Raw genomic sequence first — 15,290 nt, forward strand, 5'->3', positions numbered from 1 at the left:
CATGAAGTAGAGGTTTGAAGTACTGGCGCGAAGTACGCGTGAACTAGATCGCAAACATCCGGTAGCGGTTGCGGGTGGGGGGCGTGCGCATGGTCGGATAGGCCGATGCGTTCCCCCCACCACATAACGGCGCATCCCTATCCAAATCCTTCGCTTTCCTATGCAAACCCCTACGACGAACTCGGCAGACTGGACGACGGTCCGCTGGACGAATTCCTCCGCGAGGACATACGGGAAGAGCAGGACGACGCGGAGGCCCAGGACGATCCCTGGGCTCCGCCCAACCATCGCCGTAACAGCCGTCGCCGGCGCCGAGGCCGCTTCTCGGGCCTGCCGCTCGCCATGAAGGCGGTGGTCGGACTCGTCGTCCTCGCCGCCTTCCTCACCCTCGCCGACCGCTGGGCCCTGCTGTACGCCGAGCGCAGAGCCGCGGACACCCTCAAGAGCCGTCTGCATCTGACGGCGGCCCCCGAAGTCGAGATCGACGGCTTCCCCTTCCTCACCCAACTCGCCGACGAGCGGCTGGACTCGGTCAAGGTGACCGTCCCCGACGTCGCCGCCGCCCGGGTCTCGCTCGCGCAGGTGACGGCCACCGCGCGGGACGTACGACTGGACACCGACGGCGCGCTGTCGGTGCGCGGTGCCGACGTCCCCCGGCTGGAGGGCGACGTCCTGCTCTCCTTCGCCGACCTGAACCGCGAACTCGGCGCCTCCCAGGTCACGTTCACCGGCGAGGGGCACGACCGGGTCCGGGCGCGCGGCACCCTGCCGGTCGCCGGGCACAACCTCCGGCTGCGTGCCGAGGCCCAGATCCTGCGCGAGGGCGACAACGGCATCGCGACACACATCGGCGGAATGCGCCTGGACATCGGCGACCTGGCCACGTACCGGCCCGGCGCCCACACCTCCGAGGGCCTGCATCTGAGCCGGCAGTCGGTGGACCGCCTCGCCCGCGAGGCCCGCAAGGCGAAGGCGCTGCTGTCGATCCCGTCGGTCGTACGGCGCCTCGGCGTCCCCGACTCCGTCGTCCGCGAGGCCCTGCGCAACGAGTCCAAGCTCAGCGATCTGACCGGCACCCCGCACTTCATCCGCCAGGCCATGCGCCTGAACCTCATTGACCTGGCCCTCGACCACCCCCAGATCCTCAAGCTCCTGGGCTTCGACCCCGCCCTCCTCGACGCCCTGCCCCGCCTCACCCGCCCGGTCCTCGCCGACCAGCTGTCCCTGGGCTTCCGCCTGCCCGAACCGCCGAGCGGACAGCTGCGGTTGCGGGACGTGCGGGTGGAGAAAGACGGGATCAGGGTGCGGCTGGAGGGGGCGGACCTCGCGGTCGGCCGTAAATAGAACCTCTCGCCCGGCCGCGCACCAGGGCTGACGTCGGCGATACGAGGCGGGGTCACCGGAGCACTCGGGCTCCGGGGCCCCGCCTCCGTCATGTCGGGGAAAGGGAGACAAGGGAGCGCGCGCGGCCAGTTGGCTGGATTGTGGTGTCCGATCGATGTCCTGCTATCAATTGAGGCTCCCCAATCGAACGACAGCTCGATGCTCTGCCCGGCGCACCGAGCACCGTGCCGAGCAGCGCGGCCATCGGTTCCGACCGGCGCGCAGGGCCGCGAGGATGTCCCCCACAGATGCAATGAAGGACTGGTGAGCCACCCCCCATGGCACGTTTCACGACACGGCGCTCTCTGTTTCTGCCCGCCCTCGCCGCCACGGCCGTACTGACGACGGCCTGCTCCGGCCCCGGTGGTGTGGACCTGGGCAAGGACTGGAAGGGCTCGAAGACTTTCGTGCTCGCCAAGGTCGACGGCCTGGTCACGGTGGTCGGGATCAACCCGGACAAGGGACGGGCGGAGAGCCTCGCGGTCGTCCCCCAGCAGTCGGACGACGACGACTCCGTCAGCCCGCAGATCGTCGAACTCGCCGACGGCCGCCCGCTGCTCACCGTGCCCCGCAAGGGGAACAAGCCGGACCGGCGCTACGAGGTCTCCCGCAAGGACCACGTCCTCGACGGCCTCACGGCCGACGAGCGCCTGCGTCGTCTGCTGCCCGGCAGGACGCTGGTCGCCGAGGTGGCGGGGCTGCCGGACACCAAGTCCGCGCAGCACACCACCGCGTCCAGTGTGCTGGTCAAGGACCCCGCGAACTGGACGACGAAGCGTGAGGTGAAGATCCCCGGCACGATCGACCTGGCGGCCTCCGACCCGACGTCGGACGGCATCTGCCTGGCCAGTGGCAACAAGGTCGTTCGTGCCGACCTGACCACCGGCAAGGTGACACCGGTGTCCGTGCCGAGCGGGCTGGACGTCGCCAACCTCGCCTGCCCGGCCGGTCACCCGGTGACAGTGGGCAGCTCGAAGTCGACCGGGTCCACCGGATCCACCGGATCCCTGAAGGCCACTCTGACCCGTACCGCCGCGCAGACGACAGTGTCGGTGGCCGGCGGCCGGGTCGACGCGGTGGCGTCGACCGGATCGTCCTTGCTGATCGCGGTGGCGTCGGGCGACGGCACCGAGATCCTGGAGCTCGACGCCACCACCGGCAAGGAACTCCACCGCGCCCGGGTGAAGGGAGTGGCGGCTTCCCTGGACATCACCGCCACCTCGGCGGGCTGGCTGCTCTACACCGAGAAGGCGGTGACCCGGGTGGATCCGGCCACGGGCCGCGCGAAGACCTTCGACCTGCCGGGAACGCTGCTGGACACCCCTTAGCGGTCACGGCCGGTCCGGCCGGCTGCGGGTGTCAGACGACCCGGTGGACGCGATACGTGTCCAGCTCGTAGCGGGCGCCGACGATGGCCAGTTCGCCGGAGGACACCTTCGCGGCGAGGTCGGGCTCCGCGGCGAGGCGGGTGCGGACGGCTCGTATGTTGGCGTCGATGGTGGAGTTGACGCGGGCGTCGCCCTGCTGGGTGCGGTCTATGTTGGGCGCTATCTGGTCGGCGATGTACTGGATGTGGGCCGGCAGCCGCTCACCCGACTCGTCCGCCGCGACGGCGGCCTTCACTGCGCCGCACGACTGGTGACCGAGCACCACGACCAGCGGGATGTCCAGTTCGAGCACGCCGTAGGCGACGCTGCCGAGTACGGCCTCGTCCAGGACCTCACCGGCGGAGCGCACCGTCATCAGGTCGCCGAGGCCCTGGTCGAAGACCAGCTCCGGCGGGACGCGGGAGTCGATGCAGCCCAGGACGACGGCGAACGGGTGCTGACCCGACGTCAGGCTCTGCCGCACCGCGGGCGACTCGTCGGGGTGCCGCTCACGGAAGGTGCGCCAGCGCCGGTTGCCCGCGGCGAGTTCACGCAGGGCCTCCTCGGGCGTGCCGGGGCGGCGAGTGGAGGTGGGGGTGGCGGCAACGGGCGCCGCGGCGGCCGGGGTTGTCCCGAGAGCGGCCGTGGTTCCCAGCGCTGCGGCCCCGGTCAGCCCGAATCGCAGGAGTGCGCGGCGGGCGGGCGAGGGGAGAGCGAACCGCTTGTGAGCGATGCTGGCCGACGTGGGGCCGGCTGATCTGTCGGAATTCACGGGGTGGAACGTACGCTCAAAACTTCAAATAAATGTTCCCCTTGCGGAAACATGGTCGAGCGCGGGGAACTCATGATCGAGCGTTGGTGAGCTCTTGGTGTTCTCCCGCGCCCGCCTTGACCTTCACTCGTGGTCGCGCAGGAACGCGGGGATCTCGTCGCGGGTCGGGTGGTTCGGCACCGGTGCCGGCCTGTCCCGCAGGAACGCGGTGATGACGGCGGCGGCCCGGTCGTTGTTGCCGTCCAGCCCGTTCCACATGTGGTGCCCGACTCCGGGCATGTACTGCGTGCGCCGCACCGCGGGGTCGTCGGCGAGGACGGCCGTCGCCCACTGGCGGACCTGGGAGGAGCACTCGGCGATCATCAGCATCGCGGGAGTCCGGGAGCGCCTGAGCTGCGCGGCGATGGAGGGTGAGTCCCGCACCGTCTCCTGGATGCGGAGGCTGGCGGCGGGGCTGAACGAGAAGTTCCGCGCGCTGTCCTCGGCCGGGATACGGTGGGCGTCACGCGCGCAGTAGGCGGACGCGGTGTCGCTGCCGAGGTCGGCGGCGGTGAACGCGTTGACGCCCTCGGCCTGTCCGATCAGCCCGGTGTCGGGGGTGAGGAGCCCGAGGCGCATGAGGCCGAACGCCACGGCGTACCGGGGGACGTACGTCGATCGGGGCCCGGTCATGGCAGGCGCGAGGTCGCGTGCGGACTCCCGCCCCTTGTGCCCGGTGATCCGCGCCGTGGGGCCGTCCATCGGGCCGGGCTCGGCGACGATCGCCCGGTGCATGCGCGCGGCGACGCCGGGGTCGGCGAGAGCGCGGGTGAGGACGGCCCCGCCCGACGAGAAGCCGAGGACGTCGGCCTTGCCCTTGTCCAGCCGGCGGATGACGGCGCCGAGGTCACGGACCGACCGGGAGATCGTGTACTGGTCCATGGGGAGCAGCTCGCTTCGTCCGCCGCCCGCCTGCTCGTAGGCGTAGACGTCGTGGCCCTGCCGCGCCAGGAGTCGCAGGAACCGGTGGTCGAGCAGCGAGATACCGCGGACCGGTCCGCCGTTGAGGTACACGAGCGGGACGGGATGGCGGGCGGCGGACTTCGCGGGCGGGTAGTGGTACACCGCGACCCGGCTGCCGGTGTCCAGACTCCAGTGCTGGGTGGCCACGAAGGGCAGGGCGGGCGGGTACCGCCGGGCCGTGGGCGTGGTCGGGACGCAGACCGACGCCGTCAGCGCCGCCGCGACGACCACCGGCACGAACGGCACGAGCCGCGCCGCCCGGATACGACGCCGGCCCCGCCACAGTGCGGCGACGACCCCGACGCAGAGGGCCGCCAGCCATGCGCCGACCCCCGATCCGGCCCCGTCCGTCAGGACGATCAGGGCGAGGAAGACGACGACCAGCGCCGCGACGGCGGCCAGGGCCAGCAGCACGCGCCCGGCTAAGCGGGCGAGGCGTCGGGCGAGGCGGGCGAGGCGTCGGGCGAGGCGGGCGGGACGTCGGGCGAAGCGGGCGGGACGTATGGCGGATGTGGGCACGAGCGGCCTCCGAGATCTCCGAGATGCCGGGACATGTTTCAGAACGCCGTTTCGGAATGTTGTTTCAGAACGGCGTTTCAAAACGACGTTATCAAATCGGGTAGGCTTCTCGTCATGGGCAGGCCGAAGACGAACGACGAGACCGTCAAAGAGCGGCTCGTGGAGTGCGCGACGGAGATGCTCGCCACCACCCCACAGGCGTCGGTCACGGTCCGCGCCGTGGCCACGGCCGCCGGGACGTCCACGGCCGCGGTGTACTCCCTGTTCGGCGGCAAGGACGGGCTGATCTCAGCGGTGCGCGACGAGGCCGTCGCCAGCCTGTTCCGGACCGTGACGGCGGTGCCGGCCTCGGCGGACCCCCTCGCCGACCTCTACGAGCTGGCCGCCGCGTACCGGCGATGGGGACGCGAACACAGCCACCTGTACTCCGTACTGTTCGGCGGGGTGCAGTCCTTCAAGCCGTCGGGAGCGCCGGGAGCGATCGGCACCGGCGACCCCGTCCGGCCGCTCGTCGCGGCGATCGACCGCGCCGTGACGGAGTCCGTCCTCGACGGCGAGGCGACGCCGATCGCCGTCTCGCTCTGGGTGGCCCTGCACGGCCTGGTGACCCTCGAACTCGCCGGGGCCTTCGACGCCCCCACGGCGGAGTCCGCGTTCCGGTCGACGATCCAGGCCACGCTGCGCGGCTGGATGACCCCCGCGAGCTTCCATGAGGCCTTTCTGAGAAGGCGGCCCTAGCTCCCAGAGGGACCCTTATATCGGGCATACGAGCTTCTGCCGGGCTTCTCAGGGAGCACTCAGGGAGCTCTCATGGTCGGGCGACAAGCTCATGGACATGACCGAGAGCTTCCGCCGCGACGGCGAGTACGAGCAGTACACGACCCCCTACCAGGGCGCCCAGCAGCACGCTTCCTCCCCCGTGAACCCCGAGTGGCCGCCCCCGCCGGCGCATCAGCCGACGGCCCAGCCGACGGCCCATGCCCACGCCGGGACCGCGACCGGCGCCGCCACCGGGACCGCGACCGGTGCCGCCACCGGCGCCGCTGCCGGCGGAGCCCCCACCGCTCTCCTCACCGAACCCGTCGCCCACCCGCCGAGGGAACGGCGCCGCAACCGCGGTCCCGTCGCCCTCCTCGCCGCCGTGGCGATAGTCGCCGCCGCGATCGGGGGCGGCACGGCGTACGGCATCCAGGAGCTGACCGGCACCGACACCGTCGCCTCCGCCAGCTCCACCAGCACCAACGTCGTCCCCTCCAGCCAGAAGGGCACGGTCTCCGGGGTCGCCAAGGCGGTCAGCCCGAGCATCGTCGAGATCAACGCCCAGTCCAACGCCGGATCCTCCACCGGCTCCGGCGTGATCATCACCGGCGACGGCGAGATCATCACCAACAACCACGTCGTCTCCGGCGCCTCGCAGGTCAAGGTGAAGACCAGCGACGGCAAGACGTACACCGCCGAGGTCGTCGGCACCGACAGCAGCAAGGACCTCGCCCTGATCAAGCTGCAGAACGCCTCCGGGCTGACCCCGGCCACCCTCGGCGACTCCGACGGGGTCAAGGTCGGCGACCAGGTCGTGGCGATCGGCTCCCCCGAGGGCCTCACCGGCACGGTGACCAGCGGCATCGTCTCCGCGCTCAACCGTGACGTCACCGTCTCCACGGACGAGAGCCAGGGCCAGCAACAGCAGCAGGGCGGCGGCGGATGGCCGTTCGAGTTCGGCGGTCAGCAGTTCAACGGCGACACCGGGTCGTCCACGACGACGTACAAGGCGCTCCAGACGGACGCCTCCCTGAACCCCGGCAACTCCGGCGGCGCCCTGATCGACATGAACGGCAACATCATCGGCATCAACTCGGCGATGTACTCGGCCGCGGGTTCGAGCTCGTCCAGCGCGGGCAGCGTGGGCCTCGGCTTCGCCATCCCCATCAACACCGTCAAGGCCGACCTGGCGAAGCTGCGCTCGGGCTCGCAGAACTGACCCGGCAGAACGCGAAGGAGTACGTCATGATCACGCAGGTCGAGCACACAGTGACCGGTACCACGACCGGCGTCGGCACCGACGCCGCCGACATCGCCCTGGCCCTCGCCGTCGCCGCAGCCCTGCACCCGCCGGTGGCCGTGACGGCCCCGTCCCGGGCGCCGGAGCTGGCGACGCCCCGCCCGCGCGCGGGTCGCCGGGCCGCTACGGCCCGCAGCCGTCGCCGTACCGTACGAGGCTGAGAACGTGCGAGGCTGAGAGCGTCCAAGCCGGCTCAGCCCTCCCCTCTCCGGCCCCCAGTCCCACCGCACCCGAGGATCCCGAGCCCATGAGCCCCGCCGATGGCGACCGTGACCCCCAGCGCATCCTGATCGTCGACGACGAGCCGGCCGTGCGTGAAGCACTCCAGCGCAGCCTCGCCTTCGAGGGGTACGACACCGAGGTCGCGGTCGACGGCGCCGACGCCCTGGAGAAGGCGACCGCCTACCGGCCCGACCTGGTGGTCCTCGACATCCAGATGCCCCGCATGGACGGCCTCACCGCGGCCCGCCGTATCCGCGGCGCCGGTGACACCACGCCGATCCTCATGCTGACGGCCCGCGACACGGTCGGCGACCGCGTGACCGGGCTGGACGCGGGCGCCGACGACTACCTGGTCAAGCCCTTCGAACTGGACGAACTCTTCGCCCGCGTCCGCGCGCTGCTGCGCCGCAGCTCCTACGCCGCGGCGGCCGGTTCGGATGCCGCCGCGGACGACGAGGCGCTGACCTTCGCCGACCTGCGCATGGACCTCGCGACGCGCGAGGTCACGCGGGGTGGGCGGCCGGTGGAGCTGACCCGCACCGAGTTCACGCTGCTGGAGATGTTCATGGCGCATCCGCGCCAGGTGCTGACCCGGGAGCAGATCCTCAAGGCGGTCTGGGGCTTCGACTTCGAGCCGTCGTCCAACTCCCTCGACGTGTACGTCATGTACCTGCGCCGCAAGACCGAGGCGGGCGGCGAGCCGCGGCTCGTGCACACGGTTCGGGGTGTGGGGTATGTGCTGCGACAGGGTGGGGCGGAGTGAGAAGGGTTCTGCGCCGGTACCGGTCGCTGCCGATCCGGTCGCGGCTGGCGCTGCTGGTGGCGGCGGCGGTGGCGTTCGCGGTGGCGGCGGTTTCGGTGACGTGTTGGTTCATCGTGCAGGGGAAGCTCTACGGACAGCTCGACGACAACCTGAAGAAGGTGGCGGAGAAGCCGCAGCCGTTGCCCGGAGTCGTGGCCACGCTCACCGAGTGCCCCAAGAAACCGCAGGAGAACCGCAACACGCTGGGGGCCCGGGACACGATCTACCTCCAGCTGGTGAAGGCCGACGGCACGGCGTGCGTCTCCTCCAACTCCGAGGGAACCGTCAGGACCAGCAACTCGGACAAGCAGGTCGTCGCCGACGCGGGCAACAGCAGCAGCACTCGTAATGGCACGGACGAGAACGGCAACTCCGTACGGGTGCTGACCACGCCTCTGTACGTCAACGCTCAGGGAATGGGTTCCGATGCCCAGCTGTACCCCGACGCCGCCCTCATGATCGCCGTCCCTCTCAAGAGCACCCAGTCGACGCTCAACGAACTGGCGCTGATTCTCCTCGCCGTCTCCGGCGTCGGAGTCCTCGGCGCCGGAGCCGCCGGCCTCGCAGTGGCCCGCGCCGGACTCCGCCCCGTCGACAAGCTCACCGAAGCCGTCGAACACGTCGCCCGCACAGAAGACCTGACCGTCCGCATCCCCGTGGAGGACGACGCCGAGGACGAGGTGGCCCGTCTCTCCCGCTCCTTCAACTCGATGACCTCCGCCCTGGCCAGCTCCCACGACCTCCAGCAGCAGCTCATCGCCGACGCCGGCCACGAACTCCGCACCCCCCTCACCTCCCTCCGCACCAACATCGAACTCCTCACCCGCAGTGAAGAGACCGGCCGCCCCATCCCGGAGGCGGACCGCAAGGCCCTGCTCGCCTCGGTGAAGGCGCAGATGACCGAACTGGCGTCCCTGATCGGCGACTTGCAGGAACTGTCACGCTCGGAGAGCCAGCGCGGCGAACGCGTCCAGGTGATCCCGCTGGAGGACACGGTCGAGTCGGCCCTGCGCCGCGCCCGCCTGCGCGGGCCGGAGCTGACGATCACCGCCGACCTCCGGCCCTGGTACGTCCGCGCGGAGCCGACCGCGCTGGAGCGTGCGCTGGTCAACATCCTCGACAACGCGGTGAAGTTCAGCCCGGAGGGCGGCACCATCGAGGTACACCTCGCCGACGGCACCCTCACCGTCCGCGACCACGGCCCCGGCATCCCCGCCGACGAACTCCCGCACGTCTTCGACCGCTTCTGGCGCTCCCCGAGCGCGCGCGCCCTGCCGGGCTCGGGCCTCGGCCTCTCGATCGTGGCGCGGACGGTCGAGCAGGCGGGCGGGCAGGTGACCCTGGCCCGCGCGGAGGGCGGCGGCACGGTGGCGACCGTACGACTGCCGGGGGCGCCTACGCCTCCGCCCGCCGAACCGCGGCAGCCGTACGAGCCGTAGCCGCCGTACGAGCCGTAGCCGCCCGCACCGGCAGCGCGCCGGTCACGCCTCCTCCCAGCGGAACAGCCGGACGGCGATCAGCGTGAGAACGGCGGCGAAGCCCAGTAGGCCCGCCATGACGGGCAGGGCCGTGGACCAGCCCTGGCCGCGGGAGAGGACACCCTGCATCGCCTCGCCGAGATGCTTCAGCGGCAGGAACTCCGACACCGTACGGACCCACTGCGGGGCGGAGTCGAGCGGAAAGAAGGAACCGGAGAGGAAGGCCATCGGGAGGATGACGATCTGGGCCATCCCGTTGGCGGCCTCCTCGGACTTGGCCCAGGCGCCGACGACCAGCCCGATGGACATGAAGGCCAGCGTGCCGCTCAGGATCAGCGGAAAGGACAGCCACCAGTAGCCGGTCAGCCGCAGACCGAAGTAGGGCAGGGTGGCCACGCCGAGGAAGATCACGGTCTGCGCGAGGGCCAGCGTCAGATTCACGCCGATCCGGGCGCCGATCACCGAGCCGGCGCTGACCGGTGCCAGCCACAGTCGGCGCAGGATGCGCTTTTTGCGCCAGCTGACCAGGTTGAGCGCGGTGCCGAACACCGCGCCCATGGCCACCGCCCAGCCGAGCAGCCCGGGCGTGAGGAACTGGATCGGCTTGGTCGACTCGTCCTCGACCTGCCCGGCCGTCAGCGTGTACGCGGGCGGCCGGCCGGTGGCGGCCTGGTTGGCCCGCTGGACGATCGAGTTCAGGATGCCCTGCACGTTCCCCGCGCGTACCAGGTCGGCCGCCGAGAAGCGCAGTTCGACCTTTCCGGCGGTCTGGGTGACCGCGGCGTCCGCGTCGCCCTTGCGGACCTGTTCCAGGGCGTCCGCGAGGGCCGCCGCCGAGCCGTCCGTCTTCTCGATCCGCAGCACGTCACGGAGCTGCTCGCGATCGTTGTCGGGCATCTCGTCCAGCACGGCGACATCCCCGACCTGGATCACCTTCGACTCGGAGATGCCGGCGTCCTTGAGGAGGGTGCCGAGCAACAGCAGGAACATCAGGGGGAAGATCAGCATGAAGAAGACCGCTGTCCGGTCGCGCAGCAGGCCCAGGGTCATGGCCTTGCTGAGACTGCGGAAGGACCGAACCCCCGCCCCGGCCCCCGCCCCCGTCCCCTTCCTCGTCGTCACTCGCGGTACTCCCGTCCGGTCAGCTGGAGGAAGACGTCCTCAAGGGAGTCCACCCCCAGCTCGCCTATCAGGTCGGCGGGCGGGCCGACGCGCAGGATCTGGCCGTGGTCCATCACGGCCACCCGGTCGCACAGCGTCTCGGCCTCGTCCATGTAGTGGGTGGTCAGGACGACGGTGCGGCCCTCGGCGTTGATGTCGCGCAGGAGATCCCACAGGTTCCGGCGGGCCTGCGGATCGAGGCCCGTGGTCGGCTCGTCGAGGAAGACCAGCTCCGGGTCGTGGACGAGCGCGCAGGCGATGGAGAGCCGTTGCGCCTGGCCGCCGGAGAGCCGGTCGTCGCGGACGCCGCCCTTCTCGGTCAGACCGACCTTCTCCAGCATCGCGTCGGCGTTCGCGCCGGGGACGCCGTAGAGCGAGGCGAAGGTGTGGATCTGTTCGCGGGCGGTGAGCTTCTCGAAGAAGGCGGAGGACTGGAGTTGGACGCCGATCCGGGGCAACAGGGCCTTGTTGCGCGGCCAGGACGCCTCGCCCAGCACGGTGACGGTGCCCTCGTCGGGCTCGCGCAGCCCCTCGACGATTTCCAGGGTGGTGGTCTTGCCCGCGCCGTTCGGTCCGAGAATGCCGTAGAACTCGCCGCTCCTGACCTCGAACGAGACCCCGTCGACAGCCTTCACATCCCCGTACCGCTTGCGCAGCCCTTCGACTGTGATCGCATCGCTGGCCATAACGACCGACGTTATCCCGGAATGATCGGCTCAGGTGGGGCCAGGAGGGGACGGGCTCCAATTCGGTTTCTGCTCACCACAGTTGCCCCGCAGAGGCTCCCGCCCAAAGCGGCCGGTAAGGAGATCCACTTCCCGACCGCCGCCCCCTACGCTTGAGGCGAGGGGGAGCCATGTTGAAGAACTCGCTACGGAAGATCGTCCTCTGGGTCACCTTGGGCCTCGTGTTCACGGCCGGCGCCGTCTCGCTCCTCGTCCTGGCGGTGGAGTCATGGCCGGCTGACGGGTCGTACGGAGGGTCCGGCGCGTCTACCAGTTGGTACACCACGAAGCCCCCGGAGTCGTCCGACGACGGAGGGACCGACGGGGGCGGGACCGACGGGGGCGGGACCATGGAGCCGAGTGGCCCGAGCGAACCCCAGACCCCGACCCCGACACCCGTGGTGACCCGGACCGTCATCTCGGTACCCGAGAACGACGGCGGTGGCGGCGGCGACGGCCCCGCGACCCTGATCGCGGCCTGTGGCTCCCTGCTGAGCGGCGCCGCAGCGGTCGGCACCCTGCTCCACGCCATCAACCTCAGCCGTCAGAACAACCGCAGGGCCGTGACGACGGACGACTCCCGCTGAGTGATCGCTCAAAGCCGGTAAAGCCGACAGACACCCCCACCCAGCTGTCAATGTCCTGTCATCCTCACCCGCCCGCGACCCTACTCGTGGGTTCTCTGGAATCTTCCTGGCTGTCCGACAGGCAGGTGCCTGCCCGGCACCTGTGCACAGACCAATGGAGTGAGCCAACCCCCATGCGACTCATTCGCACAGCGACAACAGCCATCGCCTCCGCCGCCCTCGCCATAACCGGCGTGCTGGCCGGCGCCGGTTCCGCGCAGGCGGCCGGGCCCGGCGGGGCGCAGAACGTCCGGGGCGTCGACCCCGGCAACACCGACCTGATGATCGAGCGGCTCTGCAGTCAGGAGACGAGCCTGACGGGCGTCTACGGCGCCCTCAACGTCGACACCGGCGAGTTCAAGACCCAGGACGAGTATCTGCGGGACGTCTTCGGGCTGTGGAAGCCCGCCGGGCCGTGGGAGCTGTTCCGCGGCTGGTGCGGGTACGCCGAGGCCTCGACCTGGTCCACCAAGGGCGAGCCGGTCCGCACCTCACGGTGGATCGGCAACCGGGGCTCCGCGGACGACAAGGAGACCTTCGTCAGCAGCTACAGCACCAAGACGTTCGCCAAGAAGAGCGTGGGCGGCACCATCAGCCTCTCCCTCGCCAAGAGCATCTTCTCCGGCGGCGTGGGCGGCAGCGCCGGATACGAGTGGGGCTGGGAGAAGGAGTCCCGGTTCGAGACCCGCAGCGAGAAGACCATCCCGCCGTGCCGTCAGGTCTCCGTGACCTGGACGCCGTACCAGCGCGTGGTCCGCGTGAACCCGGTCTTCCAGATCGAGGACTACCAGTGGAACAAGGGCGGCGACGACGTCACCGCGCACACCTGGCGCGGCCGGGACGCGAGCTGGAAGACGATCTACTCGTACGGCTACTACATCGACGGCGTCTCCGACAAGATCCTCCCCAACGGCCAGCCCGACGGCCGTGAGGACAAGATCGAGGAGAGGCTCGACCCCGACACCTGCACCAAGTAGGCCCTGAAACAGGCCTGGTGGGCTTCTCGTAGGCAACGACGGCAACCTTTCCGTGCGGGGCGGCGACCGCTCTTCGGAGCAACCATCCCCCCGCACGGAATGGATCACCGCATGAGTGAGCAGCACGGCAAGGCCCGGCACCGCAGAAGCCGCAAGGCCCTGGCGGCCGGGGTCCCGCTGGCCCTGACCGCCGCCGGAACCTTCGCCTACGGCACCGACCTCGGGCTCTTCGGGGCGGACAACCAGGCGCGGGCGTCCGCCGCGACGACCGCCGCCCCCTCCTGGGCCACCGCCACCGCCGACGGCTTCGCCTCCGTCAACTCGCTTGGGCAGAACGGCACTTACGGCGGCCGTGACGGGCAGATCGTGACCGTGAAGACACAGGCCGACCTGGAGAAGTACGCCACGGCCGCGCAGCCCTACGTCATCGTCGTCGCCGCCACCATCGACATGAACCCGGTCGGGAAAGAGATCAAGGTCCAGTCGGACAAGACCATCGTCGGGGCCGGGACCTCCGGGCAGATCGTCGGCGGTGGCTTCTTCCTCGGGTCCGGCGTGCACAACGTGATCATCCGGAACCTCACCATCCGGGACTCCTACCAGGGCGTCTGGAACGACAAGGACCATGACTTCGACGCCGTTCAGATGGACGGCGCACACCATGTGTGGATCGACCACAACGATCTGCGGCACATGGCCGACGGGCTCATCGACGTCCGCAAGGACAGCACGAACGTGACCGTCTCCTGGAACAAGCTGAGCGACAACAACAAGACCTTCGGCATCGGCTGGACCGACAACGTCAAGACGGACATCACGGTCCACCACAACTGGTTCCGCGAGACCGAGCAGCGCAACCCCTCCACGGACAACGCCGCCCACGCGCACCTTTACAACAACTTCCTGGAGGACGTGGCCGGGACGACGATCAAGTCCTCCTACGGCAACTACTCGCGCGGCAGGACCAAGATGGTCCTGGAGAACTCCTACTTCCAGGGCATGAACAACCCGGTCACCAAGGACAGCACGGCCGCCCTCGTCCAGAAGGGCAACACGTTCGCCGGCACCAGCGGGCGCAACGAGAGCGGTGGTACCGCCTTCGACCCGAAGAGCTTCTACAGCTACACGCTCGACAAGACCGCCGATGTGCCCGCGCTGCTCAAGTCCGGTGCGGGGCCGAGGAGTTCCATCGGTACGACGAGTGCGACGGCGAGCACCAAGGCCGCCACCACCCTCACCGTCGCCAAGGACGGCAGCGGTCAGTACTCGACCGTGCAGGCCGCCGTGAACGCCGTACCGGCGAACAATCCCTCACGCGTCGTCGTCCAGGTGAAGCCGGGCACGTACCGCGAGGCGGTGACCGTGCCCGCGAACAAGCCGCACGTGACGATCGTCGGGACCGGCGCCAGCCGCAAGGACACCGTCATCGTCGAGGGACACGCCGCCGGCATGGCCAAGCCCGGAGGCGGGACATACGGCACGCCCGGCAGCGCCACCCTCAGCGTCAAGGCCGACGACACCCAGCTGCGCAACCTCAGCGTCACCAACGACTTCGACGAGGGCGCCAACCAGTCCCTCAACGGGCACCAGGCCGTGGCCCTGCTCACCATGGCCGACAAGGTGTTCCTCGACAACCTCATCGTCACCGGTGACCAGGACACCCTGGAGATGGAGACGGCGGCCAAGGGCACCCTCGGCCGGGTCTACGTCAAGAACTCCTACATCCTCGGCAATGTCGACTTCATCTTCGGCCGCGGCACCGCCGTCATCGACAGGTCCGTCATCACGCTGCGCAAGCGCTGGGACGGCTCGTCCGCCGGATACGTCACCGCGCCGAGCACCGAGGGCAACCGCAAGGGCATCCTCATCGCCAACTCGACCGTGGGCGGCGACGTGAGCAACGCCAGCTTCTTCCTCGGCCGCAACTGGCACCCCGGCGGCGACACGACCGTCGACCCGCAGACCACGGTCCGCAACAGCACCCTCAGCGCCGCGATCAAGTCCACGCCCTGGTCCGACATGGGCGGCTTCCCCTGGAAGGACGACCGCTTCGCCGAGTACAGGAACACCGGCCCGGGGTCGGGTTCGGCGAGCTCCAACCGCCCCCAGCTGACCGATGCCCAGGCCGCGGACCAGGAGGTCGCGGACTGGCTGGCCGGGTGGACGCCCTCGGCGTCCTGAGTCCGGGACCTGCTCT

Annotated in this window: 14 protein-coding genes; 10 read left to right on the top strand and 4 right to left on the bottom strand. The window is 70.1% G+C overall.

The window, feature by feature from the left end:
• The first annotated feature begins 105 nt into the window (after window positions 1–105).
• Together ACFWYS_RS31355 and ACFWYS_RS31360 are read left to right on the top strand one after the other, a co-directional pair.
• Window positions 106–1,344 carry a DUF2993 domain-containing protein gene (locus ACFWYS_RS31355; protein ID WP_384776069.1) on the top strand — a complete coding sequence of 413 codons (1,239 nt, stop codon included), beginning with the start codon at window positions 106–108 and terminating at the stop codon, window positions 1,342–1,344.
• Between the two features lie 317 nt (window positions 1,345–1,661).
• Window positions 1,662–2,711, top strand: a complete 1,050-nt coding sequence (locus ACFWYS_RS31360; RefSeq protein ID WP_384776071.1) for a hypothetical protein — start codon at window positions 1,662–1,664, stop codon at window positions 2,709–2,711.
• 31 nt (window positions 2,712–2,742) lie between these two features.
• On the opposite strand, the gene ACFWYS_RS31365 is transcribed toward ACFWYS_RS31360, so the two are convergent.
• Window positions 2,743–3,522: a carbonic anhydrase gene (locus ACFWYS_RS31365; RefSeq protein ID WP_384776073.1), complete on the bottom strand. Its 780-nt coding sequence runs from the start codon at window positions 3,520–3,522 to the stop codon at window positions 2,743–2,745.
• 123 nt (window positions 3,523–3,645) lie between these two features.
• Complete coding sequence (locus tag ACFWYS_RS31370) at window positions 3,646–4,938, bottom strand: alpha/beta fold hydrolase (protein WP_384776193.1); 1,293 nt, start codon at window positions 4,936–4,938, stop codon at window positions 3,646–3,648.
• A 219-nt stretch (window positions 4,939–5,157) separates the two neighbouring features.
• Between ACFWYS_RS31370 and ACFWYS_RS31375 the strand changes: the two genes are divergently transcribed.
• The 5 genes from ACFWYS_RS31375 (at window position 5,158) to ACFWYS_RS31395 (ending at window position 9,565) form a co-directional block, all read left to right on the top strand.
• Window positions 5,158–5,781 (top strand): TetR-like C-terminal domain-containing protein, encoded by a 624-nt coding sequence (locus ACFWYS_RS31375; RefSeq protein ID WP_384776075.1) that lies wholly within the window; start codon window positions 5,158–5,160, stop codon window positions 5,779–5,781.
• Between the two features lie 97 nt (window positions 5,782–5,878).
• Entirely contained in the window at window positions 5,879–7,021 is a 1,143-nt protein-coding gene (locus ACFWYS_RS31380) for a S1C family serine protease (protein ID WP_384776077.1), read from the top strand.
• Between the two features lie 26 nt (window positions 7,022–7,047).
• Window positions 7,048–7,263 (top strand): hypothetical protein, encoded by a 216-nt coding sequence (locus tag ACFWYS_RS31385; RefSeq protein WP_384776080.1) that lies wholly within the window; start codon window positions 7,048–7,050, stop codon window positions 7,261–7,263.
• 86 nt (window positions 7,264–7,349) lie between these two features.
• Complete coding sequence (locus tag ACFWYS_RS31390) at window positions 7,350–8,087, top strand: response regulator transcription factor (protein WP_384776082.1); 738 nt, start codon at window positions 7,350–7,352, stop codon at window positions 8,085–8,087.
• Window positions 8,084–9,565 carry a sensor histidine kinase gene (locus ACFWYS_RS31395; protein ID WP_384776084.1) on the top strand — a complete coding sequence of 494 codons (1,482 nt, stop codon included), beginning with the start codon at window positions 8,084–8,086 and terminating at the stop codon, window positions 9,563–9,565. The genes ACFWYS_RS31390 and ACFWYS_RS31395 overlap by 4 nt, the downstream gene beginning before the upstream one ends.
• 42 nt (window positions 9,566–9,607) lie before the next feature.
• Here the strand turns inward: ACFWYS_RS31395 and ACFWYS_RS31400 are convergent, their stop codons facing one another.
• Window positions 9,608–10,726: an ABC transporter permease gene (locus tag ACFWYS_RS31400; RefSeq protein ID WP_384776086.1), complete on the bottom strand. Its 1,119-nt coding sequence runs from the start codon at window positions 10,724–10,726 to the stop codon at window positions 9,608–9,610.
• On the bottom strand, window positions 10,723–11,451 hold the full coding sequence (locus ACFWYS_RS31405; protein ID WP_384776088.1) for an ABC transporter ATP-binding protein: 729 nt from the start codon (window positions 11,449–11,451) through the stop codon (window positions 10,723–10,725). The genes ACFWYS_RS31400 and ACFWYS_RS31405 overlap by 4 nt, the downstream gene beginning before the upstream one ends.
• Window positions 11,452–11,621: 170 nt before the next feature.
• Between ACFWYS_RS31405 and ACFWYS_RS31410 the strand changes: the two genes are divergently transcribed.
• The 3 genes from ACFWYS_RS31410 to ACFWYS_RS31420 all read left to right on the top strand — a co-directional run bounded on the left by ACFWYS_RS31410 (window position 11,622) and on the right by ACFWYS_RS31420 (window position 15,274).
• Window positions 11,622–12,077, top strand: a complete 456-nt coding sequence (locus ACFWYS_RS31410) for a hypothetical protein (protein WP_384776090.1) — start codon at window positions 11,622–11,624, stop codon at window positions 12,075–12,077.
• Window positions 12,078–12,250: 173 nt separating this feature from the next.
• Window positions 12,251–13,093, top strand: coding sequence for a hypothetical protein (locus tag ACFWYS_RS31415; RefSeq protein WP_384776092.1), 843 nt, complete (start codon window positions 12,251–12,253; stop codon window positions 13,091–13,093).
• 111 nt (window positions 13,094–13,204) lie between these two features.
• The gene (locus ACFWYS_RS31420; RefSeq protein WP_384776094.1) at window positions 13,205–15,274 is read left to right on the top strand and encodes a pectinesterase family protein; all 2,070 of its coding nucleotides are present in this window, start codon (window positions 13,205–13,207) and stop codon (window positions 15,272–15,274) included.
• Window positions 15,275–15,290: the final 16 nt, after the last annotated feature.

The sequence above is a fragment of the Streptomyces sp. NPDC059010 genome, assembly GCF_042740355.1.
In the GTDB taxonomy this organism is placed as follows: Bacteria; Actinomycetota; Actinomycetes; order Streptomycetales; family Streptomycetaceae; genus Streptomyces.